The 18,081-nt window shown below is 68.9% G+C and carries 16 protein-coding genes; 6 read left to right on the top strand and 10 right to left on the bottom strand.

Annotated elements, in window-relative coordinates:
- Positions 1–38: 38 nt before the first annotated feature.
- From nadC to H9634_RS07655, 3 genes are all read right to left on the bottom strand, one after another.
- Positions 39–899: a carboxylating nicotinate-nucleotide diphosphorylase gene (gene nadC, locus H9634_RS07645; RefSeq protein WP_191726111.1), complete on the bottom strand. Its 861-nt coding sequence runs from the start codon at positions 897–899 to the stop codon at positions 39–41.
- Positions 896–1,873 carry a quinolinate synthase NadA gene (nadA, locus tag H9634_RS07650; protein ID WP_191726112.1) on the bottom strand — a complete coding sequence of 326 codons (978 nt, stop codon included), beginning with the start codon at positions 1,871–1,873 and terminating at the stop codon, positions 896–898. Before nadA ends, nadC begins: the two co-directional genes overlap by 4 nt.
- 89 nt (positions 1,874–1,962) lie before the next feature.
- On the bottom strand, positions 1,963–2,859 hold the full coding sequence (locus H9634_RS07655) for an NUDIX hydrolase (protein WP_191726113.1): 897 nt from the start codon (positions 2,857–2,859) through the stop codon (positions 1,963–1,965).
- A gap of 131 nt (positions 2,860–2,990) precedes the next feature.
- Here H9634_RS07655 and H9634_RS07660 point away from each other — a divergent pair, with 131 nt between their 5' ends.
- A complete protein-coding gene (locus H9634_RS07660; RefSeq protein ID WP_191726114.1) occupies positions 2,991–3,527 on the top strand; it encodes a flavodoxin domain-containing protein in 537 nt (178 codons plus the stop codon).
- Here H9634_RS07660 and H9634_RS07665 read toward each other — a convergent pair whose 3' ends face one another.
- The 3 genes from H9634_RS07665 to H9634_RS07675 form a co-directional block, all read right to left on the bottom strand.
- Positions 3,528–5,051: an L-lactate MFS transporter gene (locus H9634_RS07665; RefSeq protein ID WP_191726115.1), complete on the bottom strand. Its 1,524-nt coding sequence runs from the start codon at positions 5,049–5,051 to the stop codon at positions 3,528–3,530.
- A 173-nt stretch (positions 5,052–5,224) separates the two neighbouring features.
- Positions 5,225–6,040 (bottom strand): glutamate racemase, encoded by an 816-nt coding sequence (locus H9634_RS07670; protein ID WP_191726116.1) that lies wholly within the window; start codon positions 6,038–6,040, stop codon positions 5,225–5,227.
- Position 6,041: 1 nt separating this feature from the next.
- A complete protein-coding gene (locus H9634_RS07675) occupies positions 6,042–6,782 on the bottom strand; it encodes an HAD domain-containing protein (protein WP_318245038.1) in 741 nt (246 codons plus the stop codon).
- Between the two features lie 89 nt (positions 6,783–6,871).
- On the opposite strand from H9634_RS07675, the gene H9634_RS07680 reads away from it, so the two are divergent.
- Complete coding sequence (locus H9634_RS07680) at positions 6,872–8,302, top strand: amidase (RefSeq protein WP_191726117.1); 1,431 nt, start codon at positions 6,872–6,874, stop codon at positions 8,300–8,302.
- Here H9634_RS07680 and H9634_RS07685 read toward each other — a convergent pair.
- Positions 8,277–9,506: a hypothetical protein gene (locus H9634_RS07685; RefSeq protein ID WP_191726118.1), complete on the bottom strand. Its 1,230-nt coding sequence runs from the start codon at positions 9,504–9,506 to the stop codon at positions 8,277–8,279. The two genes, H9634_RS07680 and H9634_RS07685, sit on opposite strands and share 26 nt — an antisense overlap.
- Positions 9,503–10,975, bottom strand: a complete 1,473-nt coding sequence (locus H9634_RS07690; RefSeq protein ID WP_191726119.1) for an APC family permease — start codon at positions 10,973–10,975, stop codon at positions 9,503–9,505. Before H9634_RS07690 ends, H9634_RS07685 begins: the two co-directional genes overlap by 4 nt.
- A 151-nt stretch (positions 10,976–11,126) precedes the next feature.
- Here H9634_RS07690 and H9634_RS07695 point away from each other — a divergent pair, with 151 nt between their 5' ends.
- Entirely contained in the window at positions 11,127–12,446 is a 1,320-nt protein-coding gene (locus H9634_RS07695; RefSeq protein ID WP_191726120.1) for a TrkH family potassium uptake protein, read from the top strand.
- A 40-nt stretch (positions 12,447–12,486) separates the two neighbouring features.
- Positions 12,487–13,218, top strand: coding sequence for a potassium channel family protein (locus tag H9634_RS07700; RefSeq protein ID WP_191726121.1), 732 nt, complete (start codon positions 12,487–12,489; stop codon positions 13,216–13,218).
- 72 nt (positions 13,219–13,290) lie between these two features.
- Here H9634_RS07700 and H9634_RS07705 read toward each other — a convergent pair whose 3' ends face one another.
- The gene (locus H9634_RS07705) at positions 13,291–14,070 is read right to left on the bottom strand and encodes a DUF4352 domain-containing protein (RefSeq protein ID WP_191726122.1); all 780 of its coding nucleotides are present in this window, start codon (positions 14,068–14,070) and stop codon (positions 13,291–13,293) included.
- Between the two features lie 315 nt (positions 14,071–14,385).
- Here H9634_RS07705 and H9634_RS07710 point away from each other — a divergent pair, with 315 nt between their 5' ends.
- The gene (locus tag H9634_RS07710) at positions 14,386–15,837 is read left to right on the top strand and encodes a sensor histidine kinase (RefSeq protein ID WP_318245039.1); all 1,452 of its coding nucleotides are present in this window, start codon (positions 14,386–14,388) and stop codon (positions 15,835–15,837) included.
- Positions 15,838–15,910: 73 nt separating this feature from the next.
- Complete coding sequence (locus tag H9634_RS07715; protein ID WP_191726123.1) at positions 15,911–16,624, top strand: response regulator; 714 nt, start codon at positions 15,911–15,913, stop codon at positions 16,622–16,624.
- On the opposite strand, the gene H9634_RS07720 is transcribed toward H9634_RS07715, so the two are convergent.
- The gene (locus tag H9634_RS07720; RefSeq protein ID WP_225210716.1) at positions 16,551–17,966 is read right to left on the bottom strand and encodes a site-specific DNA-methyltransferase; all 1,416 of its coding nucleotides are present in this window, start codon (positions 17,964–17,966) and stop codon (positions 16,551–16,553) included. The two genes, H9634_RS07715 and H9634_RS07720, sit on opposite strands and share 74 nt — an antisense overlap.
- Positions 17,967–18,081 lie beyond the last annotated feature (115 nt).

An 18,081-nucleotide genomic window follows, 5' to 3' on the forward strand; every position in this document is an offset into this window, starting at 1 on the left:
CGAGGACGCTCGATGTGGTACTCAACGTCGATAGCGCCTCACACCTGAATGTCGAGCCCGATGTCGAGCACGGCCGCCGAGTGGGTCAGCCATCCGGCGGAGATGAGATCGACGCCGGTCTCAGCGATCGCCGGTGCCGTCTCGACAGTGATCCTCCCCGAGGCCTCGGCCGTCAGACGACCGTCGATGAGTGCGACCGCCTCACGCAGCGTGGGCGGATCCATATTGTCCAGCAGCACCGCGTCAACCCCAGCGGAAATCTCCAGCAGCTCACGCAGCTGATCGAGGGTGTCGACTTCGACCTCAATGGCGACGAGATGACCGACCTGGGCGAGCACCTGCTCGACCGCGGCCGTCACGCCGCCGGCCAAGGCGATGTGGTTGTCCTTGATGAGGACCGCATCGTCGAGCCCGGTGCGGTGGTTCACTCCGCCGCCGCAGCGCACCGCGTACTTCTCAACCGCCCGCAGTCCCGGCGTCGTCTTCCGCGTGCAGGTGACAGCACACCTCCCGGCGACCGCATCGACGAGCGTCGCCGTGGCAGTGGCGATCCCCGACAGATGCCCGAGGAAGTTCAGCGCCACCCGTTCACCGCTCAGCAGCGCGCGGGCATCGGCGGTGATCGTGGCGATCTCCTCGCCAGCAGCCACCCGGCAGCCGTCGCCTTTCGAGACCACCACCTCGGCGGTGGGGTCGAGCAGTTCGAAGGCGAGGCCGGCCAGGTCGAGACCGGCGACCGTCCCAGGCTGGCGGGCGGCAAGGACAGCGCTCGCCCGCATCCCGGCAGGCACCGTCGCCATCGTCGTCAGGTCGCCTGCGCGGCCGAAGTCCTCTGACAGCGCCTGACGGACGAGGTCTTCGAACATGATCTTCGGCAGCGCGGCCAGCTCACCGGTCATGAGATCGCCAGCATCCGGTCGACGGCGGCGCGGGCGCGGTCTGCGACGTCGGGGTCGATCGTCACCTCGTGCTGCATGCCCTCGAGCGCGGCCCGGATGTTGGCCAGCGAGTTGCGCTTCATGTGCGGGCACAGATTGCACGGCCGGATCATCTCGACGTCGCGGATCTCAGCGGCGATGTTGTCGCTCATCGAGCATTCGGTGATGAGCGCGACCCGCTTCGGCCGCTGATGCGCGACGTGGGCGAGCATCTGCGCGGTCGAACCGGCCATGTCGCTGGCGGCCACGACGTCGGGCGGGCACTCCGGATGGGCCATGACGAGCACGCCCTCGTGGTCGCGCCGGACCTGTTCGATGTCGGCTGCGGTGAACCGGTCGTGGACCTCGCAGCGGCCCGGCCACGTGATGACCTCGACGCCTGCGTCGCGGGCGATGTTCGCCGCCAGATGCTCATCCGGGATCATGATGACCCGGTCGGTGCCCAGGGACTCGATGACCGCTTTCGCATTGCCCGAGGTGCAGCAGATGTCCGATTCTGCCTTCACCGCCGCCGAGGTGTTGACATAGGTGACGACCGGAACGCCGGGATTGTCCGCCTTGAGCTGGCGGACGTCGGCTGCCGTGATCGATTCGGCCAGCGAGCAGCCGGCGCGCAGGTCGGGGACGAGAACGGTCTTCTCCGGATTCAGCAGCTTGGCGGTCTCGGCCATGAAGTGCACGCCGGCGAGCACGATGACATCGGCATCGACTCTCACGGCCTCGCGGGCCAGCGCCAGGGAGTCGCCGACGATATCGGCAACCCCGTGGAAGATCTCCGGGGTCTGGTAGTTGTGGGCGAGGATGACGGCGTTGCGTTCGGCTTTGAGCCGCCAGATGGCGGCGATGTCGTCCTCCATCGTCGCCCACTCGATGCGGGGGATGACGGAGTCGACGCGCTGGTACAGGGCTTCGGTGTCAATCGTCACGGTCGGCATGCGGCTCCTTCACTCGGGCTGCCGGATACTATTATGCTCAGTATGAGCATAAAGGGGCGGGGGAGCAAACCGGCTGGTGAGAGCAGGTGTCACTTCGCGCGGGGGATCGGCAGCTTGGTGCCGGCCGCGGCGCGCTCATCGAGGACGCTGCGGCGGAACCGGACGAGCTTGGCCGGCCGGCCGCCCGTGCTGGAGGCGACCTGGCCGGAGTCCTCGACGAGCTGCTGCTGGGCGACGAGCCTGCGGAAGTTCTGCGTGTGCAGCTCCTGGCCGGCGATCGCCTCGACAGCGGTCTGCAGCCCGGTGAGCGTGAAGGTCTCCGGGAGGAGTTCGAAGATCACCGGCTGATACTGGATCTTCGAGCGCAGCCGGGCGATTCCGCTGGCGAGGATCCGCCGATGATGCGGGGTCATCGCCCGGCCCGGCACCCTATCCTCGGCGCCAGCCTCGGGAACGAGACCGGCTTCGTAGAGCAGCTCATAGCGGGCCAGCGCCATATCCGGATGCCACGGCCGGCCAGCCAGCCCGAAGGCCGCCTCACAGCGGACCCGGCGACCCTCCCGGCCCGCATCCTCGTCAGTCGCCTCCGCGGCCCAGCGGGTGAGCGCAGGCGCGATGATCTCGTCGACGACCTCCGTGCCGTCCCGGCGGTCTTCCCAGGGGAAGAACTCATACCAGCTGCGCCACGCCTCGGCGCCGGGCTCCATCGTCGTGAGCCCCAGGTAGGAGACCTCGAGGGCGGGACCGGAGCCGCGATTGCGGTCGGCGAAGGTGTAGAGCTGTTCGATGTAGCCGAGCGCGCAGCCGGTCTGGCGCAGCACCCACGCGCGCATCCCCTCCTGCATCGAGCGGTGGCTGCGCTGCAGGGGGCCGGCCGGCAGGGTGGTGCCGCCGCCGGTGGTGAGGACGAAGGGGACGCCGTCGCGCACGGCGGTGATGACAGCGACGAGATTGCCGCTGACGAGGTAGGACTGGCCTGCGCTCATCGTGTCATCTCCTCCACGGGGTGCTGCCGGCCGGGTTCGGCAGGCGTTCACCAGTGATTCTACGGGCGGACGGCCGACGTCCCTAGACTGAGGGTGACAGCTGCTGGATCACCCTGAGATGAGGACCCGGGATGAGCCGAGGAATCGTCGTCTACCGCTCGAAGTACGGAGCCACGGCACGCTACGCCGGTTGGCTGGCCGAGACCGTCGGCTTCGAGCTGGCCGATGTGCAGCAGGCGGATCCCCGCAGGCTCTCCGAATACGGCACGATCGTGCACTGCGGTGCCGTCTACGCCACCGGCATCGCAGGCGTGCGCTTTCTGCGCACCGCACTCCGGCAGGCGCCCGGCACTCGCACGGCGATCCTCGCCGTCGGTGCCTCCCCGCCCACCGATGAGGGGCTCGCCGCCCTGCGCAGGCGCAATCTGGGCGGCCCGCTGGCCGAGCTGCCGCTGTTCTACGCCCGCGGAGCCTGGGACCTCAGCCGCATGTCGCCAGTCGACCGGCTGCTGTGCCGAACCCTGCTGCGCTCGGTGGCGAAGAAGGATCCGGCCGCCTACGAGCCGTGGGAGGCCGCGCTCGTCGAAGCCGGTGAACAGCCCGGCGACTGGACCGACCGAAGCGCGCTGACTCCCCTCATCGACTGGGTGCGCGCCGGCCGGGCCTGATCAGAACAGCGCGGCGGCCTTGATGACTGTCTGCACGAGCCCGTAGAGCAGGCCTGCGCACACGACACCGGCGAGCACCACCGCGATGGTGGCGTGGAAGCCGCCGTCCTGCGCGTCCTCATCGCGCATATGCGCCCGCGCCTCTTCGGCTGCCACCGCGTCCGGATCCGGCCGGTCCTGCGCAGCAGCGACGACATCCTCGGACTCGTGGTGCTTCGCATCGACCGGGCGGACGAGGGCGTTGGCGATGAAGCCGATGGCCAGCACGCCGACCATGATGTACAGCGACAGGCTGTAGAGATCCTGCCCGGACTTGCCGGCTGCGGCCTGGGACTCGACGACGAGGTTGACGATGAGCGGACCGGCAACGCCGGCTGCCGCCCACGCGGTCAGCAGCCGGCCGTGGATCGCGCCGACCTGGTAGACGCCGAACAGGTCGCGCAGGTACGCCGGGACGGTGGCGAAGCCGCCGCCGTAGAACGACAGGATGATGAGGGTGGCGATGAGGAACAGGAACAGCGAACCGCCGCCGACGACCGCGACCGCCAGGTACAGCAGCAGCCCGAGGCCGAGGTAGAGGATGTAGATGTTCTTGCGCCCGATGTAGTCCGACAGGCTCGACCACACGAACCGGCCGGCCATGTTCGTCAGCGACAGCATGCCGACGAATCCGGCTGCGGCGGCCGCGGTGATCTGCGGGAAGTAGTCCTGGATCATCGGCGCGGCGTTCTCCAGGATGCCGATGCCGGCGGTGACGTTGGTGAACAGCACGATCCACAGCAGCCAGAACTGCGGAGTCCTGATCGCGGAGTTCGCCGAGACGTTCTTCGTCGTCTGCATCGGCTTCTCCTTCACCTGGGAGGGGTCCCAGCCGGCCGGCTTCCAGTCCGGGTGCGGGACGCGGATGCAGTAGGCACCGCCGGTGATGACGAGCGCGTAGACGATCGCCAGGGCGATGAACGTCGGGATGATGCCGTTGACGAGCTGCTCGGGCTCGGGCCCGCCGCCGAAGTGCGCCATGAGCGCGTTTGAGGCCGGGCTGGCGATGAGCGCACCGCCGCCGAAGCCCATGATCGCCAGGCCGGTCGCCAGGCCCGGACGGTCGGGGAACCATTTGATGAGCGTCGACACCGGGGAGATGTAGCCGATGCCCAGGCCGATCCCGCCGATGAATCCGTAGCCGAGGTAGACGAGCCACAGCTGTCCGGTCGAGATCCCGAAGGTCGCGATGATGAAGCCGGTGACCCAGCACAGCCCGGCCAGCGCCATCGACTTGCGCGGCCCCGCCTTCTCCACCCAGGTGCCGCCGAAGGCGGCGGAGAGCCCGAGCATGAGGATCGCCAGTGAGAAGATCCAGCCGACGGCCACCTCCTGCACGGCGAAGTGGTCCATGAGCGGAGACTTGAAGACGGAGAAGGCGTACACCTGGCCGATGCACAGGTGGATGGCGAGGGCCGCGGCGGGGATGAGCCACCGATTGAACTTGGGGGAAGCGACGATGGCTTCGCGGTCGAGAACACCCACTGAGGAGGCCTTTCAAAGCGGTGGGACGCGCACTCGCCGCCCGGCTGCCACTGCGGTGTGGGAATGTCGCCGGCGCGTGCGCTGGAGCAGTGTTTCGACGTTATCCAGCTGGTCGGACACCGGTCAACAGCGTTCGGTCTCAATCCGGTGACGATGCTCACCTGCGCAACGGCTCAGTTCTCTATGGCGCGCAGCCGCACTCCCGCCGGGTAGGCGTCCAAGGTGTCGGGCAGCCCGGCGCGCCGGCCGGACATGTAGGTCGCGAGCACCCGCCCGGTCTCGGTGGCCTCCGGCGCCGAGGCGTCGGTCACTGGGGCGAGCCCGAGGCGATTGAGGGTCTGGCGGGCGACGGCGTGCGGGGAGTCGAACAGGGCGCTGGTGCCCGGCCGCTGCTGCAGGATCCGGTCGGCGACGAGCCCGAAGTGCGTGCAGCCGAGCACGATTCCCGAGGCGGTCGGGGGAGTGGCGGCCACCGCGGCGGCGATCGCCTCGTCGATGCGGGCCTCATCGGCGGCGTCGATGGCGTCGGCTAAGCCGTAGCAGGGCACCTGGTGGACGGTGACGCCGGAGGCGAACTCGGCGATGAGCCCCTCCTGGTAGGCCGAGCGGGTCGTCGCGCGTGTCGCCCAGACGGCGAAGTCCTCTCCGGTGGCTGCGGCGGACTTGATCGCCGGCACCGTGCCGATGATCGGGGTGCCGGGCTCGTAGACTTCGCGCAGCCGCTCCAGGGCGTGGACGGAGGCGGTGTTGCAGGCGACGACGATCGCATCGGGCTGCCAGGGGCTGAGCGCATTGGCCGACTGCAGCGCCCGCTCAGCCACCACCTCGGGTTCGAGCGCCCCGTAGGGCATCCAGTCCGGGTCCATTGCGAGCACGAGATCGGCGGCCGGGTACTGGTGGTGGAGTGCGTCGGCGTAGCTGACGAGCCCGAGCCCGGAGTCGATGATCCCGATCACCGGGCGGGTGCGCGTTCCGGAGCTGGGCGTCATGTCAGGCCTTTCCGTGGTAGGTCGTGCCGATGCCGGCGGGGAAGTCGTTGGCGACCGAGGCGCTGTCGCCGGCGAGGCTGTCGGTGCTCGTCAGGCCGGGTGCCGGCACCTGGACGGCAGCGAGCTCGCCGGTCGGCTCCGAGGTCAGGAGGGTGCGGCGTGCCGGTGCGGGCACCGCGCGGCGGTAGGTGAAGTCGCGGATGAGGGAGAAGTGGTCCTCGTGGAGCCCCTGGGCGAACTCGGGGGCGATCATGAGCAGCCGTGAACCGTACTTCTGCTCGAAGTGCGCGCGGGTCTCAGGGGCGGTGAGGTCGTCGTCGATCCAGATCGCGCGACCCTCCTCGTTGGCGGCGAACCACTCCTCGACGGCGCGGGCCTTCCACCATTCGTGCGGGTCGTTGGCGAACCGGTTGTAGGTGTCATCGGGCATCGGGATGACCTCGAAGCTGGAGCGGAATCCGAGCTTCGGCTCGATCTCGGTGCGGCAGCGCTGCGACCACGTCGACAGCCACACGATGTCGACGAGCCGGCGGCGGGTGAGCCGGTCGAGGAAGCGCACGACCCGCGGCCGGAAGTGCAGTTCGTAATGCCAGGCGCGGACCTTCCGGCGGCGCTCGCGCAGGAACCGCAGCCCGGTGACGGGGTAGGAGTTGAGCACCCCGTCGACGTCGAGGAACAGGGTGACATGACGGGCGGCACGGCGCGCTGAAGCGCCGGCGTCTGACAGGTCTGTGATCGTCACGCCATCTCCCTCCTCACCTATAGCCTAGTCCGGGCCCGGCTGCGACCGAAGCCCCCGGGGTCACAGGCCGACTGTGCCATCATTCGGATATGACGATCAACGACGCTCGCCTGCACACACTCACCATCGCCGAGGCGGTGGCCGCCTTCCGCACCCACGACCTCACCCCCACCACGTACCTGGAGGCGTGCATCCGGCGCATCGAGGCCTTCGATGACACCTTCAACGCCGTCATGGACATCATGGCCGAACCTGCCCGCCAGGCCGCAGCGGCCGCCACCGAGGCCTACCGCGCCGGCGGGCGCGGCCTGCCGCCGCTGCTGGGGGTCCCGCTGCTCGTCAAGGAGCAGCACGACGTCGCCGGCTGTTCGGCGACCCGCGGGTCGCAGGCGCTGGCCGGGCGCATCGCGGCCGCCGACCATCCGATCGTCGCCCGGCTGCGGGCGGCCGGGGCGATCCCGTTCGCCCGCACGACCACGCCCGAGGTGTCGTGTGCGACCTTCACGCAGACCCGCGAGTGGGGCACCACCCGCAACCCCTTCAACCTCGAGCGCACCCCCGGCGGGTCCTCCGGCGGCTCCGGTGCAGCGGTCGCGCTCGGCTACGCGCCGCTGGCCACCGCCAGCGACATCGCCGGCTCGACCCGCATCCCAGCGGCATTCTGCGGGCTGCCGGGCTTCAAGACCCCCTTCGGCCGCACCCCGGCGGCCCCACCGCTCAACCAGGACTGGTACCGCGGTGATCACATCCTCGCCCGCACCGTCGCTGACACCGCCCTGGCCACCGGCATCATCTGCGGTCTCGACCCCGACGACCACGGCACCGTCCCGACGCCGCAGCCCTATCCGGGCCCAGACGACCTCCTCTCAGGCGACCTCACCGGTCTGCGGATCGGCATCAGCCCGGATCTCGGCTGCTACGACGTCGACCCGGATGTCGCCGCCGGCCTGCAGCGCGCCGCCGATGCGCTGTCGGCAGCGGGTGCACAGGTCGCCGACGTCGACCTCAGCCTCAGCCTCGCCGACATCACCGATGCGTCGATGGCCCACTACGGGCACTTCCTGGCGGGCAACATCCGCCGCATGACCGGCGGCCGCACCGAGCTGCTCGAACCCTATACGCAGCGCTTCCTCGAACTCACCGAACGCTGGGCCAGCCGGTTCTCCGTCGTCGACTCCCTCGTTCTCGAGCGCCGCATCCAGACCCAGATCGCTGCCGCACTGTCCGGCGTCGATGCGTTCGTAACCCCCACCTCGGCGGTGGCGAGCCTGGCGGCGGACGCGTTCTTCCTCGACGGGCTCGACGGGTGCGAGTTCTACTGGCAGCGGCATATGACGGTGCCGTTCAACATCGCCAACCGGCTGCCGGTCATGGCGATGCCGACCGGGGTCGCCGCCGACGGCGTGCCGACGAGCGCGCAGGTCGTCGGCCGCGCCTATGACGACGCCACCGTCTTCCGGATCGCCGCCGCGCTCGAAGCCCGGCTGCCGGCCCTCACTCCGGAGGTGTCACCGCGGTGACGTCGGTGACGACCATGTCGTCGCCGTCCTCGAACTCGCTGATCTCCGGCACCGGGATCGGGTCGATGACGCGGCTGCCGGTGCGGGTGTCGTACATCCGCAGCTCCGGGCCGACCCCGGCCTCGGTGTCAGCGGCGACGTGCGTGATGTGATCGGCGGTGATGTGCACGGCGCCGCCGAGCTGGCCCGGTTCGACATCGGGCAGCACATGCAGCTTGGTCGGCTCGCCGGTGCGCAGATCGACCTGCCACACATGCCCGCTGCTGTTGACGGTCAGCAGGTCATCGTCGTCGACGACGGCCGCCGAGGTGACCGGGGCGATGAGATCGGTGCGCTCGAGTTCGCTTCCGACCTCGGCGTGCGGCCTGCCCTCGACCCGATGGTCGGTCACCTGACGGGTGCCGGCGTCGAGGATGCGCACGTTGATCGCCTCGGTGAACTCCATCTCCGGGTACGCCTCGGTCTCGTCGAGATGCGCCATCACCAGCGGTGATCCCCGGTAGCAGGGCTGGGCGGTCTGCTGGATCGTCGAGATCCGCTCGCTGGGCCGCGCATCGGTCTGCTGGCCGTAGTCGTGCAGCTGCTCGGCGGCGACCCCGGAGCCGTCGGGTGTGAAGGTGAGGTAGGTGTCGCGCGGGATGTCACGCTCGATCGAGCTCTCGGACACGACGACGCTGAGGGTCCCGTCGCAGTTCGACAGGCTGGTGAACTCTCCGCGCAGCACATGCCGCTTGAGCTCACCGGGGGCGTTCGTCGTCACCGCGTACTCGAAGCCGTGATCGCCGGCCCCGACGTTGAAGGCGGTGGCGAACCGGTCCCCGCCCAGCGGGATCGTCGCCATCGCCATGGACTCCGGTTCGGGGTGGTCGTAGGTGACGAGCTCGTCGGAGAGCACATAGTCGTGCTCGGCGTCGGAGTAGAAGATGTGCCCGTCAGCAGACGCGACCGTGCCGGTCTCGATGCCGCCGGTCCGGTGCACCGAACGGGTGCCGTCGGCATGGACGAGGACGAGCGCCCCGGCCTGGCCGCCGAGCTTCTGCCCGAGCTGCGGGATCGAGAGCATGATCGCCGCCCGGGTGTCGTCGATGAGCCCCGGTCGCGGCTGGAAGCCGTCGCTGCCGGTGCAGCCGGCCGCCGAGGCGGTGAGCACGATCGCAGCCGCGCTCGCTCGCGCGACCCGGCCACCGCCTCGGGCCCGGTTCACCAGGCGGGACCGTCGGTGCCGCGGCGGGCCCGGATCTTCTCCAGCAGCCGGTCCTCAGCATCGGGGCCTGCGTGGATGCCGCCGGGCACGCGGAGCATCAGCACGACGCCTACGAGCATCCAGATGCCGAACATGAGGTAGGACTGCCAGTCGAGGGTGACCGAAAGCGGGGTGAGCTCCGGGATGTACATGACGAACAGCAGTGCGGTGAGCACGACGGCGATGACGCCGATGACCATGCCGCCGTTGCCGGTGCCGCCGATGCGCATCGGGCGTTCCATGTCCGGTTCGCGGCGGCGCAGGATGAGGAAGGTGATCGAGACCATGCAGTAGGTCAGCACGATCATCGGCGAGCCGGCGTCGACGGCCCAGCCGAGCATCGCGGTGCCGAGGAACGGCGCGGCAGCCGAGAGCACGCCGATGAACAGCAGCGCATTGACCGGGGTGCCGTACTTCGGGTGGAGGACGGCGAACCACTGCGGGATCATGCCCGAACGGGCCATCGCCCACATGAGGCGGGAGGAGCCGATGAGGAAGGCGATCCACGAGGTGATGATGCCGGCCAGGCCGCCGGCGATGACGATCTTGCCCATGAGGTCCGAGCCGAACATCGCCGCGACCGCGTCGGCGGTGGCGAGATCGAGGCCGACGAGCTGATCGGCCGGCAGGGCGAGTGAGGTCGTGAAGATGACGACGAGGTAGAAGATGACGGCCATGACGACGGAGAAGACGACGAGGCGGGCGATCTTGCGCGGCGGGATGCGGATCTCCTCAGCCGACTGCGGGATGACGTCGAAGCCGACGAACAGGAACGGCACAACGGCGAGGACCATCATGAACCCGCCGACGCCGCCGTGGAAGAGCGGTTCGGTGTTGGCGGCGTCGCCGCCGACGAACGCGCCGGCGATGAGCACGAGGGCCACGAGCAGCAGGAACGACACGACGAAGGTCTGCACCAGCGAGGTCATCTTGATGCCGCGGATGTTGAGCCAGGTGAGCAGCACTGCGGTGATCGAGCCGATGAGCGCCCAGGTCAGGTGGACGTCGAAGCCGGCGACCGTCCACAGGTGGATGTGCTCGATGTTGGGCACCAGGTAGGTCATGGTGCGCGGCACGGCGACGGCCTCGAACATGACGACGCCGATGTATCCGCCGGTGATGCCCCAGGAGCCGAGCATCGCCAGGCGCGGGCCCATGCCGCGCATGAGGTAGTTGTGCTCTCCGCCGGCGTGCGGCATCGCGGCGACGAGCTCGGAGTAGACGACGCCGACGAAGCCCATGATGACACCGCCGGCGGCGAAGGCGAGCAGCGCACCGAGCGTTCCGGCGTCGTTGAGCCAGCCGCCGGTCAGCACGATCCAGCCGAAGCCGATCATCGCGCCGAAGCCGATGAAGAGGACGTCGACGGTGCCGAGCGCCTTGACGAATCCGTGGCCCCGATCCTCGGGTGCAGAGTGTTCGTGACTCATGAATCCAACTTCCTGCTCGTCTCTCCCGTACGGCAGCTGATGAGCCGCTGAGAGAATCCCTGTTCTGCTGCGCACATCGACGTCGATGTGACTAGGATTACGCTGTGCTGAGAGAAACCATAACGCATGACATATTCCGGTCGGCACCCTGATGTCCCCTCCGGGACGGATCATCATCGGATTCGCGGTGGTGATCGGCGTCGGCACCATCCTCCTCATGCTTCCTGCCGCCACTACGGCCCCGGGCGGCATCGACGCGCTCTCCGCTCTCTTCACCACCACCTCGGCGTTCTCCGTCACCGGTCTCGTCGTGCTCGACACCGGCCGGGACTTCACGCTCTTCGGCCAGCTCGTCATCCTCGCGCTCATCCAGATCGGCGGGCTCGGCGTGATGGTCTTCACGATGCTGCTCGGGATGCTCGTCGCCCGCCGCACCGGCCTGCAGCTGCGCCAGACGGTCGCGGCGGAGACGAAGAGCGAGGACTTCGGCGGACTGCGCGCCGTGGTGCTGCGGATCCTGGCGTTCTCCCTGACGACCGAGGCGGTGGTCGCCTGCCTTCTGAGCGTCCGGTTCGCCACCCGCTACAGCGACACCACCGGTGAGGGCGTCTACGCCGGGATCTTCCACGCAGTCTCCGCCTTCAACAACGCCGGCTTCGGCCTGCAGTCCGATTCGATTATGCCCTACGCCAGCGACCCCTGGATCAATCTGCCGATCTGCGCGGCCGTCATCATCGGCGGGATGGGCTTCCCGGTGCTGACCGAGCTCGTCCGCCGCTACCGGCTGCCGATGCGCTGGTCGATGACGACGCGCATCGTCGTGTGCCTGACACCGCTGCTGCTGCTCGCCGGCACCGCGTTCATCCTCGTGCAGGAGTGGAGCAACGCGGCGACGATGGGCGAGCTGACCGGCGGGCAGAAGGTGCTGGCGGCGTTCTTCCAGTCGACGATCGCGCGCACCGCCGGGTTCAACTCCATCGACATCGCACAGATGCACCCGGTGTCGTGGTTCGGACTCGACATCCTCATGTTCATCGGCGGCGGACCTGCCGGGACCGCCGGCGGGGTCAAACTCACCACCGTCGCGGTGCTGGCGGCGATGACCTGTGCGGAGATCACCGGCCGTCGCACTGTGGCGCTGTTCGGCAGGCGCGTCTCCCGGTTCGTCCACCGGCAGGCCACCACCGTCATCGTGCTCGCCCTGACGCTCATCGTCTCGGCGACGATGGCGATCATGCTGATGGAGCCGAGCTTCGCCTTCGACCAGGTGCTCTTCGAAGTCGTCTCCGCCTTCGCGACCGTCGGGCTGTCCACCGGCATCACCGCCGATCTGCCCGGCGGGGCGCAGGGGGTGCTCATCTTCGTCATGGCCACCGGACGGATCGGCCCGGTCATGCTCGCCTCGGCGCTGGCGCTGCGACAGCACCGCGAGCACCACGAACTGCCCAAGGAACGCCCGCTCATCGGCTGAGCCTCCCCGCCTGCCGACCGCCTCCTGAAAGGAACCGCCCATGAATGACACCCACGTCCCGTGGCGTTCGAAGGCCCGCACGTTCTTCACCGGCGACCCGACGCCGATGGCCGAGCACGGTGCTGTCGTCGTCATCGGGCTCGGCCGCTTCGGCGCCTCGCTGGCCCGTGAGCTCACCTCGCTCGGCGTCGATGTCGTCGGTATCGACCGGTCCGAAGCCGTCGTCGAGGCGCTGCGCGATGAGCTGCCGTTCATCACCTGCGCTGATGCCACCCAGGACGCCGCCCTGGCCGAACTCGGCGTCGCTGAAGCCAGCAGGGTCGTCGTCGCCATCGGCTCGGACCTGGCAGCGAGCATCCTGACGACCTCGCGGATCATGCGCAGCGGTCACCGGCGGATCTGGGCCAAAGCCATCACCGAAGCGCATGCGGAGATCCTCGCGCAGCTGGGCGTCAAGCAGATCGTCAACCCAGAAGACGATATGGGCCGCCGGCTGGCGCATCTCATCCGCGGGCACATGTCCGATTTCCTGCGCATCGACAGCGACTATGCGATCGTGCGCACCCAGCCGCCGGTGCGGGTGCTCGGCCAGCCGCTGAGCGCGCTCGGGCTGCGCGGGACGCATGGGGTCACCGTCATCGCCGTCAAGCATCCCGGTGCCGGGTGGGCGAACACGGACGGTGGGACCGTGCTGGAGGCTGATGATGAGATCATCATCGCCGGTGCCCCCGATGCCGTCGAGCGCTTCAGCGCCCTGGACAAACACGTCTGAGCCTGCGGTACAGCTGAGCCCGCCGCTACCTCGGCGGCGGGCTCAGCGCAGGTGGACTCGGCGAACGAGTGCTCAGGACAGCGCGACCTCGACGGGGGTGGAGAAGAACCCGCCTTCGAAGATCAGCCGATCGGGCGTCACATCGGCGGGGACGTCGAAGACGATCGTGCCCGAGGCGGTGTTGCCCGGGTTGATCTCCTCGAGCAGCAGCGAACCCTCCCCGGCGTAGATCCCGGCCTCGGAATCCGAGGAGTAGGTGTTGCCGGCGTCGTCTGCGAGCTTGATGCTGTCCTCGAAGAAGTACTCCGGTGAGCTGGAGGTGTTCTTCACCGACATCTTCACGGTGACGAACTGTCCCTGCGCCTGCGCGTTGAGGAACTCGTCACCGACTGTCGAGATGCCGTCCTCGACGCTGCTGACGGTGATCTCCCAGCCGTCGGCTTCAACGGTGTCGCCGATGCCGTACGTCGCTGCCGCCGGCTCCTCGTCGGCAGCGTCGGCCTCACCGGCTCCGGATTCCTCGGCCGAGGTGTCGGCTTCCTCCGCAGCGCCCTGCTCGTCGGCTGGTCCGGAGGTGTCATCGCCGCCGGCGATCGAGCTGATGATCGCGATGAGGACGAAGCCGATGATGAGCCAGAACCACCAGCGCTTGAACAGCGGCTTCTTCTGCTTCACCGGCGGCTGCGCGCCCCACTGCTGCTGGGTGCCCACGGGCGCGGTCTGCCCATCGACCTGGCCGTACGGGCCCTGCTGAACATACGGTCCGGTCTGCGCGTGCTGAGGGTGCTGTGTGCCCGGCTGGCCCGGCTGGGAATCCGGCTGCGGCTGTGCGGGGTCGTAGGGGTTGGACATGACGCTCCTTGATCGAGTCGAGCCCGTGCCGCCGAGTGGCCGCGCTGCGGGCGCTGGTGGCAGCTGGAGTCCAGCTGCCGGGGTGATGATTCTGACCTCTCCAGCCTCATCGAGCGCCGGGTGCTGCGCGTCCGCCGATCGGCTCGACTGCGCGAGCTCATCGGTGGACACAGCACGAGCCGGTTGGCCGACTGGCAGGTGAGTGCCGGCGGATACGATGCAGTTGTGTCAGGTCATCCACCCCAGCCGCCAAGCCGCAGGCCAGCAGCCCCGCGGTATGCGCCTCCAGCTCACGGTCCGGAGGCGCCTGCCGGCGTGCCAGGATCACCTGCGCAGGGCAGCGGTGGGCACGCGGGCAGCGCACCGCACGCAGCCACCGCCTCGGGCCCGGCTGCCGCGCCAGCACCTCCGGCCCGGACGGCGGACCGGCAGCTGCCGGGCAGCCGGTTTCCGCGCTGGCTGCGCATCGCCACGAGCATCGTCGTCGGCATCGTCACCTACCTCATCGGCCTCATCATCTCGATGATGGCGCTCATCGCTGCGCCCTGGGCCTTCGATGACGGGCAGCTCGGCAACCTCGGCGTGATGACCGTGCTCGTCCTCGTGCCGCTGTGGGCAACCGTCTTCGTCCGGCATCGGTGGCCGTGGGCGCCGTTCATCGTCGGTGCGATGCTCGCCGCCGGCTGGGGCGACTGCCTGCTCATGCTCATCGGCATGTTCCATCTGCTCATCCGCAGCCCCCGTCGGCAGGCTCTCATCGCCGCCATCGCAGGCGGTCTGCTCACGACGGTCTCCACGCTCCGGCTGTGCCTGAACCGCACTGAGCTCAACCCGTACTCCATCCTGTTCATCGACCCCAGCATCCAGCCCACCGGGCTCGCCACCGCCGCGCCGCCCCCGGAGTCCGCCACTGCCGTCAACGGGCTGACGATCGCCGTTGCGGTGGTGGCGTTCGGGCTCAGCCTGGGATTCGGTCTGCTGCTGCGCCGCACCCGCCGGATGCAGGCCGTCGAGGCCTTCGCCTCCCACGAAGTCGAGCTCAACGCGGCACTGACAGCCGAACTCGCCCGGCAGTCCGAACGCGAACTGCTCGCTCGCGAACTCCACGACACGCTCTCCCACCGGCTGTCGATCATCTCGCTGCACAGCGGCGCATTGGAAGTCGGCTCAGACTCCGCAGCCGATGTCACCTCCACCGCCTCAGCGCTGCGCCGGGAGGCGCACGCCTCGCTTGAGGAGCTGCGCCACCTCGTCGGCGGGGTGCGGGCTGGGACGCTTGCCGGCGTGCAGGCCCGGCGCCACGCCTCGACCCCGCCCAACCTCGCCTCGATGCGGTCCCTGCCTCAGCTCATCGCCTCCGTGCAGGCGACCGGCACCGTCATCCGGCAGACGATCATCATCGAAGACCTCGACAGCGCCCCGACTCCCGTCGACCGCGCCGCCTATCGGATCGTGCAGGAGGCGCTGACCAACGCGATGAAGCACGCGCCCGGTGCGCCGGTCGAGCTGAGTGTGACCGCCTCGGCGGCTGCCGGGGTGCGGATCCGGGTGTCGAATCCGGTTCCCGCGGCCGAGGCGGCAGGCACCTCGGATCTCTCGCACACCGGTTCAGGTGCGGGGCTGGAGACGATCCGCGAGCGTGCGGTCGCGTTCGGCGGGCACGCCCAGCTCGGAGTGCACGGCGGTGAGTTCGTCGTCGATGTCGTCTTCCCGCCGTTCAACCGGCCGGCACCTCCGCTCGCCCCGGCCGACCCTTCAGGCCCCTGACCTGTCTCCACCCAGTCCTCGCACCTCCCGTGCTGCTCCGGAGTGGACCGGGTCCTCCGGTAATGTTGCAGTCATGACCGACACCGATGCCCCGATCCGTGTCGTCGTTGTCGACGACGATCCGATGGTCGTCACCGGCATCAAAGGCATCCTGGCCGCCGCTGCCGGCATTGATGTCGTCGGCTCGGCGCCCAGCGGCGAGGAGTCTCTCGAACAGGTCGCCCTGCACTTTCCCGATGTGGTGCTCATGGACATCCGGATGCCGGGCATCGGCGGCATCGAGGCGATCGAGCGCCTCGTCAACGGAGTCCGCCCGCCCACTGTTGTGGCACTGACGAGCTTCGACAGCGACGACTACCTCTTCCGCGCGCTCGAGGCAGGGGCCGCGGGCTATCTGCTCAAGGACATCGGCCCGGCCGACCTCGCCGAGGCGATCCGCACCGTCCATCGGGGCGATCCGATCCTCTCACCGCATTCGCTGCGGCAGGTGCTCAACACCGTCGTGGCGAACCGCGATCAGCAGCTGCAGCGCGACGCCGTCGAGCTGCTGGCCGAACTGACGGACCGGGAGCTGGAGATCGCCGCGCGGGTGGCCGAAGGGCTGTCGAATCAGGAGATCGCTGAGGCCACCTTCATGAGCCCGGCGACGGTCAAAACCCACCTCAACCGGATCAACGCCAAGCTCGACACGAGCAACCGCGTCCACATCGCCGTCATGGTTGAGCGGGCGCGGATGTCCGGGGCTGCCCCGCCGCGGCTGCGCACTGCGCCTCGCCGGCAGCCCTGAGGCTCGCAGCATCCAGGTCGCAACCGGCCACCGCGTCTCCGGCAGCGTCAGCCTCACTCTCAGCGCGGCCCTCAGCCTCGCCAGCCGTCACGGTCAGCGCGATGAAGTCTCCGCCGGCCCGCTTCACCCGCTCGGCCATGAATGCGCTGATCGTAGGGAACTGCGCGACCGCCTCGGCATCGGCGTGTGCGCCCACCCGGGCGCCGCCGGCGGCCCGGATGGGCTCGGGCTGCTGGATGAGCACGAATCGGCGCGAGCCGCCGTCACGTCTGTTGAGCTCGATGACGGCCTGCGCGGTCGTGCCGGAGCCGGCGAAGAAGTCGAGCACGATCGCCTCGGGGTCGAACATCGTCTGGGAGGCGATGAGAGCGGTGAGCAGCTCGACGGGTTTGGGGTAAGCGAAGATCCCGCCGAGACTGAGGTCGATGAGGTCCTGCCGGCCGGTCTCGCCGAGTGCGCGGATGATCGAGTACATCTTCGAACTCGCCAGATGCGCTGGCGTCAGCCGCACCACCGCGTGCTTGCCTTCGCCCCATGGCCGCAGCTGGTAGCGCCCGGCGGCGATCCCGGCATCGACCTCGTCCTTCTTCGCCTGTCCGCGCACTGCGACGATGTCCTCATACATCAGCCGTCGCTCGGTTCCGCGCGTGTACTTGCCGAAGCTGACCCTGAGCACATCGTCTTCGACGAACATGAGCTGTCCGTCGATGCGCTCGTACTTGGCCGGAGGTCGCTTCTCGGTGGTGAAGCCGCTGGCCTGTGCAGCGTCCTTGGCCCAGACGTGGACGTAGTCGTGGCCGCGGACGAAGAACTTCGCGTTCCCACCGCCCTTGGCGCGCTGGTGGACGAACGTGCCGAGGAAGTTCTCCTCGCCGAAGATCTCATGGCACAGCAGCTGCACGGCTGCCGATTCCCGGTCGTCGATCGAAACGAAGATGACCCCGTCGGCGCGCATGAGGGCACGGGCATGGACGAGCCTGGGATACATCATCGTCAGCCACGCATCCCTGCTGGTGACAGCGGCATCTGCACGTGCGCGATCGGCGTAGCTCAGACTGCTGCCGGTGTTGTACGGCGGGTCGATGTAGACGACCTTGACCCGCCCGGCAAGCGCGGGCTGCAGCAGTTTGAGGGCCGGCAGATTGTCGCCTTCGACGAGCAGGTTCGCATCCGCACCCACCCGGGTCTCCACCTCGGGCTCCATGGCCGTTTCCGAGGCCCCAGGCACCTTCCAGCCGGTGAGCCGGGCGCCGGCTGGGGAGTGCACCTCGGCTGCGGCCTGCTCACGCAGCGGCCACAGCAGCTGCGGGCGGCCGATCGGTGTCAGCTCCTCGTCAGTCATCTGGTTCATGATACGGCGACGTGCATTGCTCGGATTTACGCTGGGGTGCATCTGACTGTCGGGGTGTGGTCGGGCGGCGCCCTCAGCTGGGCGGCGCCCGACCGTTGCCTCATCT

The organism is Brevibacterium gallinarum (assembly GCF_014836885.1).
Taxonomy (GTDB): Bacteria; Actinomycetota; Actinomycetes; order Actinomycetales; family Brevibacteriaceae; genus Brevibacterium; species Brevibacterium gallinarum.